Source organism: Amycolatopsis sp. NPDC003676, assembly GCF_053587275.1.
The window spans coordinates 1-13,337 of the sequence record NZ_JBSFNS010000001.1; the positions used below are offsets into that span (position 1 = coordinate 1).

The following is a 13,337-nucleotide window of genomic DNA, read 5'->3' on the forward strand; positions in this document are numbered from 1 at the left end:
CCAGCACGATCGCGGTGTTCTTCCACTGCGGCGACGCCTGGATCCGGTTGATCTCGTCGGCCACGAAAGCCTGCTCGTCCAACGGATCCGAGTAACCGGCGTGTCCGTCCTGATACTCCGGCGCCTTCAGGAAACTCACCGCCGGCATGGTGCCCGCGGCAAGGGCGTCGTTGAAGTCGCGGACGTCGTACTGGTGGTTCGCCTGGTCGTGCTGGCCCACCGCGTGCAACGAGGACGGCGGTAGGTGCTTGCGGTTCGCGGTCGACTGGTAGTACTGGAACGGTTCGTGGTGCGGGCTGTAGTCGACGGACGCCTGGCCGCCCACGTTCGGGTGCTTCGTCCCGCAGACGGCGTATCCGTTCGCCTCGCCGGTGGGCCGGAAGCCGCCCTCGAACCAGCCCCAGGTGACGCCGCGTGCGTTCAGCAGGTCGCCGACGTTGCGGCCCTGGAACGCGCCGAGGTTGTCCTTCGCGGTGTGGTTCTTGTCCGAGCAGTCGTCGAACGCCGGGTCCGGGTCGGTGATCATCGTGCCGACGCCGTGCGCGTCCGGGGAAGCCGCGGTGTGCGGGTCGACCTTCGGCTCGCCGGTGACCGAATCGACCGGCTGCAGGCCGTGCGTCTGACCGGAGACGAGGTTGATCGCGCCGGGGCTGGACGGGCCGAAGACGGTGTTGAACGAGTTGTCGTTCAGCGCGTAATGCTGGGCGTAGTTCCACATCGCGGTGACGGTGTTGCCGTCGAAGTAGTTCATCACCAGGCCGGGTTCGCCGAACAGGACCGGCTGCCCGGTGCACTTGTCCTTCTCGGTGTACTCGACGAACTTGTCCATCTTGCCGCCGTTGAACGCGGCCTGTTCCTTCTTGTAGTCGTGCGCCTGGTCGCAGGTGAGCGCCTGGTCCGGGCTGAGCCGCTTCGGGTTGTAGGCGTTCGGGTTGTGCTGCAGCAGGTCCGGGGTGAGGCCGTTGACCTTCGGGGTGCCGGGCGCGGCATGGAATGGGGTGCCGTTTTCGTTGGTGGCGTTCGGATACGTGCCGAAGTAGTGGTCGAAGGAGATGTTCTCGCCGAAGATCACCACGACATGCTTGATCGGCGTCGACGTCGCGAACGTCTCGGCGGCGATCGCGTGCGCCGGTGCCGAGGTCGACGCCGCGCTGCTCGCGCACGCCGCGGCCAGCGCCGCGGTCGCCGCCAGCGCGGCCGCCGCGGTGGCCCGCTTCCTGGTCCGCTTCACTGCAGAACTCCTTCCGCTCAGCCCAGCACTGCCCGGCCGTAGTGGTCGGCCGGATCCGTCACGCCCGGGAACAGGTGGAAATACCCGCCCCCGAACGGCGAGACGTAGTCGGTGAGCGGCTCCCCGGCGAGCCGCTTCTGCACGGCCTCGAACTGCTGCTCGAGATCGCGCTGGTAACAGGTGAAGACGAGGCCCATGTCGAGGTTGCCGTTGGCGTCCACGCCGCGGTCGTAGTTCACCGCGCGGCGCAGGATCCGCTGTCCGTCGGTCTGCGGGGTGCGCGGGTTCGCGAGCCGGATGTGGCTGGTCAGCGGGATGACGGTGCCGATCGGGTCCTCGGCGTAGCGCGGCGCGTCCTGCTCGGCCGCGCCGTCGAGCGGCGCGCCGGTGTCGCGGCGGCGGCCGATCATGTTCTCCTGCTCCGACAGCGACACCCGGTCCCAGAACTCGACCAGCATCCGGATCAGCCGGATGACCTGGTAGCTGCCGCCGTCGTCCGTCCACACGAGACGGTCCGCTTCGGACGGTGCCGGATTTGCCGTGCCGTCCTTGAAACCGAGCAGGTTGCGCGGCGTCCCAGACGGCCGCGGCGGCGAGCTGAACCCGTCGATCTTCCAGCGCAGCTGCATTCCGCCGCGAGTCGCGCGGGCGATGTCGCGCAACGCGTGCAACACGGTGTCCGGTTCCGCGGCGTTGAGGACGAGGCTCAGATCTCCGTGGCACCACTGGGGATCGAGCGCGTCGTCCGGGAACATCGGCATCTGCTTGAGCTTCGGCGGTTTGCGCGCGGCCAGCCCGTACCGGTCGTCGAACAGCGACGCACCGGCGCCGACGAGCACCGACAACTGTCCACTCGGGACTTCCGGACCGAGGACGCCGGAATCCGCGGGCGGGCCGGTGATGCCGACCGACGCGGGCGCGCCGCCGCTGGTGAGGAACCGCGCGCGGTCGGTGAGTTCCTTGAGCAGCGCGGTGAGTTCGGCGCGGTTCTCGGCGACGACATCGAACGCCGCGACGATCGAGTGTCTCGCCGGTTCCGCCAGCACGGCGGTCTGGCGTGGCCCGTGGAACGGCACCGCTCCCCCGGCCGCCGTCGCGCTTCCGGACAGCCCGACCAGGCCCGCGCCCGCCCCGGCGGCGGCCGCTCCGCGCAGGAACGCGCGCCGTCCCAGGGTCACGAGGTCCTCCTCGGCTCGGCGATCGCCGCGACCGGGGCCAGGCGTTCGGTCAGTTCGGAGACGTCGGCGTTGATCCGCTGCCGCTGCTTCCGGTCCAGAGTGGACAGCGGTTTGCCAGCGACGGCTCGCAGATCGCGATCGGTGCGGGCGATCCAGGCGTCGAGGTCTTTCAAGCCGGGGAACCGGGTGGTCAGCAACGGCCGCAGCACGTCGAGCACCGCGCGGGTGCCGGTGAGGTTCGCGCCCGCGGTCGCGAGGTTCGAGCCGCTGCCGTAGTCGGTGCGGCCGGTCAGCTCGAACTGGAGGGTGTTCTCCATGATCTCGTGCGCGCGCAGGCCGAGGTCGTTCTGGTCGATCTGGGCGTCGGCGAACGACGTGCGCAGCTTCTGCACGGCCTGGTCGAGCTGGTCGGCGACCGGGCTCAACGCGGGCATCGCTTCGTTGTGCCACAAGCCGTTCTCGAGCCGGTGGAACCCGGTGAAGTCCGGATCGGCGGCTCCGCCCGGCAACCCCGCGGTGGTGCCGTTGATCGCCCCGTCCGAATCGCCGAAGGCGTTGTAGGCGGCGCCGAGCCGTTCGTACGTGAGGTGCGCGGTGAGCCAGGCTTGCTGCGCCGCACCGCGATTGCCCGAGCGGACTGCTCGGGCCAGCGCGGCGGTCTGGCCGGTGAGCGTGCCGAGGCCGTCGGCGACGTAGCCGTGATACTGCTTGAGCGGCCCGAGCAGATCGGCGTTGGTCACCGGCACCACCGCTGGCCCCGGACGGTCCGCGCCGCCGGTGACCTGGACCGTCGGGCCGACGAACGGCGTGCCGTCCTCGGGCGCGCAGCGCAGGGCGTACGCGCCGTTGGCGAAGTTCACCGGCAGCGCGCGCGTCGTGCCCGGGCCGACGCCCTCCAGCTCCCCGAAGACCGTGCCGGTGGCCGGGTCGACGAGGTCGATTTCCATCGTGACGGCGGCGTCGTTGCGGACCTGGAGGGTCTGCGGCCCGGCCGGCGGCGCGGTCCAGCCGTCGCCGCAGGCCGAGCGCGAAACCGCGACCGGACCAGGCTGGGCGGGCGAGCCGGAGCAGCCGGAGAGTACCGCGGTCCCGACGAGGACCGCCGTCGCACTGGCCGCGCCGAACCCGCCCGCCCAGCGCCGCACGTCAACTCCCCTCAGGTGAACTTCTGGCGGACACTTTCACCGATCCGCCGAGCGCTGACAAGAGGGTTGTGCCGTTATGCCCGGTTCCGGCAGGAGATCAACCGAAAGATCAACCGATCAGCCCTTCGCGGGCGGAGTGAAGGGCTGCCGGTCCGGCTGGAACACCTGGCCGTCGGCGGGCACCTTCAGGTCGATCAGGTACGCGGCGGTCGCGTCGTCCACGCCCCGCGCGCTGCCGAGGATGCAGTGGCCGAACGAGTCGACCGACAGCAGCCGCGAGTTGCCCAGCTCCTCGGCCATCCGCTGGCCGAACCGGTACCGCGTGGCCGGGTCGTAGAAGTTGCTGACCACCAGGACCGGCGTCGCGGTGTTCGCGCGCCACGGCCCGCGGTACGGGTCGGACGTCTTCGCGGCGGGCCACACCGGGCAGGCGGCGATGTCGGAGAACACCTGGTAGCGGCCGAAGGTCGGCGATTCCCGGTCCGCCTTGCCCGCGATCCCCGGCACCTGCTCCTGCTTGATCCGCATCGGCTTGTCCGCGCAGTTCACCGCGAAGTACGAGTCGTTGCCGGTGTACGGGCTGTCCGGGGCGAGGTCGAGCAGACCGCCGCGGCCCGCGGACAGGGTGCCCTTCCGTGCGGACTGGGCCTGCAGCGACGGGTGCAGCACCGAGTACGCCTGCTGCAAGCCCTCGGCGAGTTCGCCGAACGAATCCGGCGAGTACAGCGCGCTCGACGCCGCGCTGATCAGCGTGCCCAGGTCCACCTTCTGGCCGCCGGGCAGCGTGATCGGGTCGGTGCGCACGTGCTCGCGCAGTTCGTCGAACTTGGCGCGCGGGTCGCCCGCGCTGAACGCGCACTTGTCGCCGGCCTGGGCGCAGCGTTCGAGGAAGCCGTCGAGCGCGATCTCGAAGCCCTGCGCCCGCGCCAGGTCGTAGGTGACGCCGTCGTTGGTGCGCAGCTGCGGGTCGACGTTCCCGTCGATCACGATCGCCCGCGTCTGCTTCGGGAACATCGCGGCGTAGGTGGACCCGACGAGGGTGCCGTAGGAGAAGCCGGTGTAGGTCAGCTGCTGGTCGCCGACCGCGGCGCGCAGCTGGTCGAGGTCCCGCACGACGTCCCGGGTGGACATGTGGTCCAGCAGCGCGCCCGCGTTGCGGCGGCAGAACTGGCCGTAGTCGCGGTACCCGGCGAGCGTGTTCGAGATTTCCTTGCGCGACAACGGAACCGGCAGCAGCTGGCTTTGGACGTCCTGGGCGTCCTCGGCCGTGGTGAAGCAGCGCAGCGGATTGCTGGCGCCGACGCCGCGCGGGTCGAAGCCGACGAGGTCGAAGCGGTCCATCACCTGCGGGCGGAAGTAACGGTCGCCGGAGATCGGCATCCGCAACCCGGATCCGCCCGGGCCGCCCGGGTTGAGGAACAGCGACCCGATCCGCTGGCCGGGAATCTTGGCGGCGCGCTTCATCAGCGCGATGTCGATGCTGCCGAGCGACGCGTCGTCGTGGTCGATCGGCACGACGTACCGCGCGCAGCTGTACAGCTTCACCTGGTCTTCCGGGACGCCGCGCAGCTGTTCTTTGGCGCAGTCCTCCCACTTGACCGGCGCGGTGCGCGCGATCTCCGCGGGTTTGGCCTGTGCCGCCGGGCTCGCTGGCGCCGCGACAGCAGTGCCCGCCAACCCGGTCAGCGCGGTCGCGATCGCCGCGACCAGTGCTCCGGTTCTTCTCGATCCGCGCACGTGGAATCTCCCCTGTTTGCGCACCCGCCTGATTACGGGGCGTCACCGAGACTGGCATAATCCGGCCAAGCCGGGCACCGGCCAAAAGGAGGAAGTGCGGGTTCGGACGAGCGACAACGAGCGCTGAGGGACAGACCTCGGCGACGGGCTGGATCGGCGAGCGGAACGGGTCGAACCGGAAGGTGATTTCGCCGCGCGCCATGGCCCGGCCCCGGTAATCGCGCGGCCGGGGCGGCTCTCGCGACTTCTCGTCCCGCCCGGGCAAGACCCCGCGAGCTGAGAAGCACCCGGGCAAGACGCCGTGCGAGCCGGGAAGCACCCGGGCGGCGCAGTCCGGGAGCTCGGCCAGCCCGTCGAACTACTCCTCGTTCTGCTCGGGTTCGGCCGGGGATTCGTGCTCCCCCGCCGAAGCCCGGCCGCTCAGCAGCGGGTCAGCACGAACACCGGGAAGTCCCGCCGCGCCTCGTCCCGTTCCATTTGGTAGCCCGGCCAGAATTCGAGCAGTTCCGCCCACATCCGGTCGTACTCCGCGCCTTCCAACTCGCGCGCCTTGACCTCGATCTCGCGGCCGCGCAGCGCGACCGTCGCCTTCGGGTTGTCGCGCAGGTTGTGCGTCCACGCCGGGTTCTGCGGGCGGCCCCAGTTCGAGCCGGTGAGCACGAACTCGCTGCCGTGCGGGTAGTACAGCAAGTTCGTGCTCCTCGGCAGGCCGCTGCGCCTTCCGGTGGTGGTGAGCCGCAGGGACGGCAGTCCGGCGAGGCCGACCAGGCTGATCCGGCCGCCGAACCACCGGTGCAGCTGGCGGTCGGTCGCGATGATGGCGCGCGACGCGCCCATCAGCCTGGGCTGGGTGCCGAGCTTGCGGGCGAGCGCCGCGACAGGGTTACGCACGCACTGATCTTGCCAAACTCACCCCGAACCGCTGCTGTGAGTCTGTCCACCATTGTTCGAGCGCGAACCCGGCGGCGTTCAGTTCCGCCTCGACGCCGCCGGGACGGAACTTCGCCGACACCTCGGTGCGGATGTGCTCGCCCTCGGCGAACGGCACGATCAGGTCCGCGCCGGGGATGCGCACCTCCGTCCGGCTCCGGGCGCGCAGCCGCATTTCGATCCACTCGTGGCCGTCGTCCCAATGCGCGACGTGGTCGAACTCGTCCGGGTCGAAATCCGCGCCCAGCTCGGTGTTGATCACGCGCAGCACGTTGCGGTTGAACGCCGCGGTGACGCCTGCCGCGTCGTCGTAGGCCCGCTCCAGCGTTTCCCGGTCCTTCACCAGGTCCGTGCCGAGCAGCAGCCACTCCCCTTCGCTGAGCACCTCCCGCACCGAGCGCAGGAACTCGGCGCGTTCGTCGGGAAGGAAGTTGCCGATCGTGCCGCCCAGGAAGGCCACGACGCGCGGCGCGGTGCCGGGCAGCAGCTGCAGGTGCTGGGTGAAGTCGCCGACCACCCCGCGCACCTCGAGCTTCGGGTAGTCCGCCGTGATCGCCGCAGCGGCCTCGGCGAGCGCGGATTCCGACACGTCCATCGGCACGAACGACTCCAGCGTCCCGTGCGCGGTGAACGCGTCCAGCAGCAGCCGGGTCTTCTCGCTCGACCCCGAGCCCAGCTCGACGAGCGTGTGCGCGCCGGTGCGTTCGGCGATCTCGGCCGCCCGCTGCGCGAGCACCTCGCGCTCGCTGCGGGTCGGGTAGTACTCCGGCAGCGCGGTGATCTTCTCGAACAGCTTGCTGCCTTCGGCGTCGTAGAACCACTTGGGCGGCAACCACTTCTGGTCGGCCGTGAGCCCCTCGCGCACGTCCGCGCGCAGTTCGGCGGCCACGTCGCGGCGATGGCTCTCCAGGTCCGCTTCGGTCATCGGGCGATGCTCCGTTCCAGGGTCAGGGGAAGAACGTCGACGCCGGCCGCGGTGACGCGCACGGCGTGGCGGTCGGGCACGGCGGTCCAGGCCGGGTCCGGATCGCACGGCTCGGACGCCAGCACCACGCCGGTTTCGGTGCAGCGCACGGACAACGCGTGCGTCCAGGCGGTGCCGACGAGCAGTTCGCCGTCGGTGAGCAGAAGGTTCAGCCGGGAGCCGGGGGCGACCGACTCGACCTCGCGCACGAGGGCGGTCACCGCTTCGAGCGGCTCCTCCCCCGCGCGCAGCCGAGCCCGCAGCAATGCCCACAGCAGAGCGGAATCCGTCGGCGCTTCGAGCGTGAACAGCTCCGTCACGTCGAGCCGTCCGGCTAGCCCGCGCATCGAACCGGGCCAGCCGCGAACCACGCCGTTATGGCTGAACAGCCAGCGGTCCTCCAGAAACGGCGCGGCGGCCGCTTCGGTGACCGGCATTCCGGTGGTGCCGTTGCGCACCGCCGCGACGAACGCGCGAGTGCGCACCGAAGCGGCCAGCGCGGGCAGCGTCTGGTCGGTCCACAACGGCTCGCGGCGGCGGTACCGCTGCGGCGGCGCGCCCGGTTCCGGGTACCAGCCGAGGCCGAAGCCGTCGGCGTTCACCGAACCGCCGCCGCGCATGTCGAGCGGCGCGTACGACTGCACGAGCAGCGCGTGCGGCGCGGCGAACATCAGCTCGGCCGGGGACACCGGCGCGCCGAGATAGGCGAGATGACGGCACATCCGGCTAGCCCGCCTCGCCCGGGCGCGGATCGCGCGCGCACCGGAAGCCGGAAAAGATCTGCCGCCGGATCGGGTAGTCCCAGTTGCGGAACGTGCCCCGGATCGCCGCCGCGTCGGTGCCGAACGACCCGCCGCGCAGGATCTTGTACTCCGGTCCGAAGAAGACCTCCGAGTACTCCCGGTACGGGAACGCCGAGAAGCCCGGATAGCCGTGGAAATCGGTGCTCGTCCACTCCCAGACGTCGCCGATCAGCTGGTGCACGCCCAGCGGCGACGCGCCGGCCGGATACGCGCCCGCCTCGGCCGCGCGCAGGTGGCGCTGCCCGAGGTTGGCGTGCTCGGCGGTCGGTTCCTCGTCGCCCCACGGGAATCGCCGCGACCGCCCGCTCGCCGGGTCGTGCCGGGCGGCCTTCTCCCACTCCGCCTCGGTCGGCAGCCGCTTGCCCGCCCACCGCGCGTACGCCTCGGCCTCGTAGTACGAAACGTGCACGACCGGTTCGTTCTCCGGGACGCGCTCGTGCACGCCGAAGCGGGTGCGCCACCAGCCGTCCGGCTCGCGGCGCCAGAACCGGGGCGCGGTGATGCCGTGCTCTCGCAGGTACGCCCAGCCGGGCTCGCTCCAGAACCGCTGCTGCTCGTAGCCGCCGGATTCCAGGAATTCGACGTACGCGCCGCAGGTGACCGGCGTGGTGTCGAGGACGAAGGCGGGCACGTCGATCTCGTGCGCCGGGCGTTCGTTGTCCAGCGCCCACGGTTCGGCGGTGGTGCCCATGGTGAAGCGGCCGCCGGGCACGAGCACCTCGGCGGGCAGCTTGCGGGCGGGCGCGCGCGGCGGCTCCGGGGCGTGCAGCACCGGTTCGCCCTTGCGCAGCTGGTGGGTGGCCAGCATGGTCTCGTCGTGCTGCTGCTCGTGCTGGGTGATCATGCCGAACGCGAACGCGCTCTCAGTGAGCCGCCGTCCGTCCAGCGGCGCGGTTTCCAAGACGTCGAACGCCTTGTCGCGAACTTCCTTCACGTACGCGCGGGCCTCGGCCGGGCCGAGCAGCGGCAGCGCCGGACGGTCCGCGCGGGCGTGCTGGAAGGCGTCGTAGAGGTCGTCGATGTCCGGGCGCAGCGGCTCCCGGCCGCCGACGTCGCGGACCAGCCACAGCTCTTCCTGGCTGCCGATGTGCGCGAGGTCCCACACCAGCGGCGACATGAGTTTCGAATGCTGCCGCACGAGGTCCTCGTCGTCGACCGCGTCGGTGAGGGCCACGCTGCGCTCGCGCGCCCGGGTGAGGGCGGCGGCCGTGTGCGCCCGCAGGTCTTGCGGGCTCAGCTCCAGCAACGGGTTCTGTTCGGGGATGGTGCTCATCGCTCCTGACTCCTCGAGTCCGGGGTGTGCCGGGCACGCGGCCCGGCGGTGATCTCGGTCCTACTCATCGGTCCTGGCGCGGCACTCCGGCGGCCCGGGCGCGTAGCCCGGCGGCCAGCCCGTCGACGGTGCTCTCCGGAAGCCCACTGGCCGGAAGCTCGGCGATGCCCAGCTCCACCAGCTCCCTGGCGACCGCCGCCAGCTGCGCGTCCGCCATGCCGCACTGCGCGGCGTCGACCCAGCGGCCCGCCGCGGGCGCGCACACCTCCCGCACCTTGTCCACTGTGGACTGATTCGCCAGCAGCGCGGTGACCAGCGCTACCGGCGGCAGCCATTCCCCCGGCGGCTGCCCGTCCAGGTACCTCAGCTCGAGGTAGCCCTGCGGCCGCACCGGGGTGAACATCGTGGTGAGGTGGTAGTCGAGGTCCGCGACCGTCGGGCGGCGCAGCACCGCGGCCGCGCCCCGGCCGCCGATCCACTCGGCGAAGGTGAGCCCGTCGGGCGCGTCCCACGGCCGTTCGCCGCGCGGGAACACCATCAGCGGCGTGTCCATCATCCGCCGGGCCCATTCGCGGGCCGGGTCCGTGCCGGGTTCGGGCGATTGGCTCCGGACCGGTTCGGTTTCCAGCACCGCGAGCCAGCGCGCCGAGGCGAATCCGGTGTCCGCTCCGGCGTGCACGCGGGAATTCGCGAACAGCGCCAGCAACGGCGGACCCATCGCGTGCGCGGCGGCCCAGCGCGCGGCGACCTCGTGGGTTTCGCCCGCGTCCACGCAGATCTGCAGGCCCGCGGTACTGCACATCATGGTGATGCCGCCCGCCCCGATCGGGGCGAACCGGCGTTCCATGGCGGCGTAGCGGGGCGTGCGCAGAACGCGCCGGGGCGGACGGTGTTCGTCGATGCCCGCGGCGCCGAGTTCGAGGCCGTGGCGGGCGAGAAGACCGGTGAGATGAGCGAGATCGGCCTCCACAGCCGCGTGCAGATCGCGCAGCGAGGCCTGCGGCGGAGAGGAGATCTCCACCTGGCACCCGGGTTCCAGGCTCACCGGAGAACCGGCCGGGAGCGGGATCGCGGGGCTGTCGGGGCGCAGCGTCCGCGGGGTGTGCGGGCCGAGCGCCGTGGCAAGGACATCGGGGTCGAGAGGGCGGACCGGGTCGCCGGTGTGGTGCACGGTGAACTCGAGTTCCACCCCGAGCAGTCTCGGCGGGCCGTGCTTGAAACACACCGAAGCGACGTACTGCTCCCCCTCCGCGCGGTCGGCAAGCACCCGCGCGGTCAGGTTCGCCGCGCTCCCGGATCTGTCCGGAAAATCGTGCACTGCAGTCATCTGTCGCCGTCCGGATCAGGAGGTCCGCGGGACCGGACCTCGTCGCTTCGCGACGCTACACGCGGGGTCTGACAAAAACAGGGCCGCGAAGCCGGGAAGGCGATCGATAAGAACCTCGTAATCTGTGTTGACCTGGGAGTTCACCGGACAGATCACACTCGGCGCACTGCTCCATCCGGGGCACCCCGCGCACCGCGTGGCGGGGTCGGCGCCCAGGCCCTGTCCAGTCGCGGCGGTTACGAGGTGCAACGCCGGATCTCCGTGCGGCGATATGCGATCGACACCGTCCGCAGCAACGGCGGGGCCAGCGCGACCACGTCGATCCCCGGCGAGCGCAGCACGAGATCCGACGACAGCTCGACGCCGAACCACCCCGCTCACGGCAAAGCAGGCTCCGTACCCAGCCCCAACTCGGCCGCCGCCTTCTGCACCGCCGCGATCACCAGGTGCAGCGCCGGGCGCCGGATCTCCGTGCGGCGATACGCGATCGACACCGTCCGCAACAACGGCGGCGCGAGAGCGACCACGTCGATCCCCGGCGGGCGCAGCAGCCGCAGGCCCAGATCGGACACCAGGGTGACACCCAGACCGGCGCCGACCATCGCCATCGCGGTCGACTGTTCCTCGACCTCGTGATTGATTTTCGGCTGGAAACCGTGCCGCTGGCAGGCAATCCGGATCGCACGGCCGAAATGGGACTTAGGACTCGCCAGGATCCACGGGTGCTCCGCGAGCGCGTCGAGCGGCACCGTGGCCGCCGGCAGCGCGCCCGCCGGGACCGCCGCGTGCATCCGTTCCACCGCGACGACCGCGCGCTCCAAGCCGTCGCTCCACTCCATCGGGGCGTCGGAGTAGTCGATGACGAACGACAGGTCCAGCGAGCCGTCCCGCACCGCGTCCGCGGTCGCCTCCGGGGCCAGTTCCTTCGTCCGCACTTGGATTCCCGGGTAGTCCGCGGCCAGCGCGGTGAGCGCGGTCGGCAGCAGACCGGACGCGACGGACGCCCACACGCCCGCCGTGAGCCGCGCGGACATCGAGCCCTGCGCTTCCTCCAGTGCGAGCGTCGCGCGCTCGACCGACCCCAGGATCTCCTCGGCGTGCTCGGTGAGCAGAATGCCGAGTTCAGTCAGCTGGACCCGGCGGCCGAGCCGTTCGAACAGCTTCGCGCCGACGTCGCGTTCCAGCTGCGCGAGTTGCTGCGACACCGCCGAAGCGGTGTAATGCAACGCCGCGGCAGCCGCGGTGACCGTGCCCCTGCGATGCAGTTCGCGGAGCATCCTCAAGCGGTGCAACGAAAGCTCCATGTACGAACCCTAAACAACTTCGTGCACATTCGGTAAATGGACGCGGGCCCCGATCGGGCACCACCCTCGGAAGCAGGCGGCGAACGGCGCCGCCGGCGGACTCGAGGAGGTGAGTGGCTCGATGGACACGCGGATCGCCGAACCGCTGATGAAGCTGACGTGGACGGACCCGGTCACGGGTGCGCGCGGCTACCTGGTCGTGCACAGCCTGGTTTCCGGTGTCGCCACGGGCGGCACGCGAATGCGCGCCGGCTGCACCGTCGACGAGGTGGCCGACCTCGCGCGCGGCATGGCGAACAAGACGGCCGCGTTCAACCTCCCGGTCGGCGGCGCGAAGGGCGGCATCGACTTCGACCCGAAGGACCCGCGCGCGACCGGCGTGCTCACCCGGTTTTGCGAGTTCCTGCGGCCTTGGCTGGACGCCAGCTGGGTGACTGCTGAGGATCTGGGGGTGCCGCAGCACCTCATCGACGAGGTTTTCGCGACGCTCGGGTTGGAGCAGTCGTACCACGCCGCGATCCGCCGGTCGGCTGATCCGGCTCGGACGCTTCGGCGGGTTCAGGCCGGGCTCAATGCTCCGGTTCCCGGCGGACAGTTGCTGGGGGACGTCATCGGCGGTTATGGCGTGGCGCAGGCTTGTCTCGGCGCCGCGAACACGTGGGGCTGGGGGGTTGCCGAGACTTCGGTCGCGATTCAGGGGATCGGGACTATGGGGGGCGGTGCGGCTTGGTACCTGCATGAAGCGGGGATGAAGGTCGTTGCTGTCGCGGATGCGGCTGGGACGTTGTATGACCCGGAAGGGTTGGACGTGCCTGCGTTGCTGGAGTTGCGGGACCGGTTCGGGGAGGTTGACCGGGGGCGGCTGCCTGACGGGGTTCAGACGTTGCCTCGTGAGGCTGTGGTGTCTGTTGATGCGGATATCTTTGTGCCCGCGGCTATTTCTTATGCGCTGCGGGTGGACAACGAGAATCTTGTGAAGGCCAAGGTTGTGGTTGAGGCGGCTAATGCTGCTACTACGCCTGAGGCTGAGGCGGCGTTGTCTGCTCGTGGGGTTGCGGTTATTCCGGACTTTATCGCCAATGCCGGGGCTGCTGCTTGGGCGTGGTGGTTGCTGCTCGGTGAAGTGGGGGCGGATCCGGCTGATTCGTTCTTGCGGTTGCGGACCGAGATGCAGGCCAAGGTGGCGTTGGTGTTGGCGGAGTGGCATTTGGATCGGGTTCCGCCTCGGGTTACTGCTTTGCGGCAGGCTGAGGTTACTCGGGAGGCTCGTGCTGCTGAAGCGCTTAGTCCGGTGGGGGCGCCTGCGTTGATGATTCCTTGATCGGCTCCGCCTGGCGGCGACATTGCCGTCCCTGGTTGCGTGGGCACCGCTGGTTGGGTGCGTTGGTGCGGTTTTAGGGTCATGAGGGGAACCCTGAGGGAGTCTGATTCCCTCAGGGTTCCCC

Annotated in this window: 11 protein-coding genes; 1 reads left to right on the forward strand and 10 read right to left on the reverse strand. The window is 70.5% G+C overall.

Annotated features, from left to right (window positions below; translation table 11 throughout):
* From ACWDNU_RS00005 to ACWDNU_RS00050, 10 genes are all read right to left on the reverse strand, one after another.
* A partial coding sequence (locus tag ACWDNU_RS00005) for a phospholipase C (RefSeq protein WP_449667023.1) occupies window positions 1-1,231 on the reverse strand: 1,231 nt, incomplete at its 3' end.
* A 17-nt stretch (window positions 1,232-1,248) separates the two neighbouring features.
* Window positions 1,249-2,409: a Dyp-type peroxidase gene (locus ACWDNU_RS00010; protein ID WP_449667024.1), complete on the reverse strand. Its 1,161-nt coding sequence runs from the start codon at window positions 2,407-2,409 to the stop codon at window positions 1,249-1,251.
* Window positions 2,406-3,554, reverse strand: coding sequence for an EfeM/EfeO family lipoprotein (locus ACWDNU_RS00015; RefSeq protein WP_449667025.1), 1,149 nt, complete (start codon window positions 3,552-3,554; stop codon window positions 2,406-2,408). Before ACWDNU_RS00015 ends, ACWDNU_RS00010 begins: the two co-directional genes overlap by 4 nt.
* 117 nt (window positions 3,555-3,671) lie before the next feature.
* Window positions 3,672-5,291, reverse strand: coding sequence for an alpha/beta hydrolase (locus ACWDNU_RS00020; protein ID WP_449667026.1), 1,620 nt, complete (start codon window positions 5,289-5,291; stop codon window positions 3,672-3,674).
* A gap of 420 nt (window positions 5,292-5,711) precedes the next feature.
* On the reverse strand, window positions 5,712-6,182 hold the full coding sequence (locus tag ACWDNU_RS00025; RefSeq protein WP_370937259.1) for a nitroreductase family deazaflavin-dependent oxidoreductase: 471 nt from the start codon (window positions 6,180-6,182) through the stop codon (window positions 5,712-5,714).
* A complete protein-coding gene (egtD, locus tag ACWDNU_RS00030; protein WP_449667027.1) occupies window positions 6,175-7,146 on the reverse strand; it encodes an L-histidine N(alpha)-methyltransferase in 972 nt (323 codons plus the stop codon). The genes ACWDNU_RS00025 and egtD overlap by 8 nt, the downstream gene beginning before the upstream one ends.
* A complete protein-coding gene (egtC, locus tag ACWDNU_RS00035) occupies window positions 7,143-7,907 on the reverse strand; it encodes an ergothioneine biosynthesis protein EgtC (RefSeq protein WP_449667028.1) in 765 nt (254 codons plus the stop codon). Before egtC ends, egtD begins: the two co-directional genes overlap by 4 nt.
* A 4-nt stretch (window positions 7,908-7,911) precedes the next feature.
* Complete coding sequence (gene egtB / locus ACWDNU_RS00040) at window positions 7,912-9,261, reverse strand: ergothioneine biosynthesis protein EgtB (RefSeq protein WP_370937262.1); 1,350 nt, start codon at window positions 9,259-9,261, stop codon at window positions 7,912-7,914.
* Between the two features lie 64 nt (window positions 9,262-9,325).
* The gene (locus ACWDNU_RS00045) at window positions 9,326-10,588 is read right to left on the reverse strand and encodes a glutamate-cysteine ligase family protein (RefSeq protein WP_449667029.1); all 1,263 of its coding nucleotides are present in this window, start codon (window positions 10,586-10,588) and stop codon (window positions 9,326-9,328) included.
* Between the two features lie 377 nt (window positions 10,589-10,965).
* Window positions 10,966-11,892, reverse strand: coding sequence for a LysR family transcriptional regulator (locus tag ACWDNU_RS00050; protein ID WP_370937265.1), 927 nt, complete (start codon window positions 11,890-11,892; stop codon window positions 10,966-10,968).
* Between the two features lie 121 nt (window positions 11,893-12,013).
* Between ACWDNU_RS00050 and ACWDNU_RS00055 the strand changes: the two genes are divergently transcribed.
* Window positions 12,014-13,213, forward strand: coding sequence for a Glu/Leu/Phe/Val dehydrogenase dimerization domain-containing protein (locus tag ACWDNU_RS00055; RefSeq protein WP_449667030.1), 1,200 nt, complete (start codon window positions 12,014-12,016; stop codon window positions 13,211-13,213).
* Window positions 13,214-13,337: the final 124 nt, after the last annotated feature.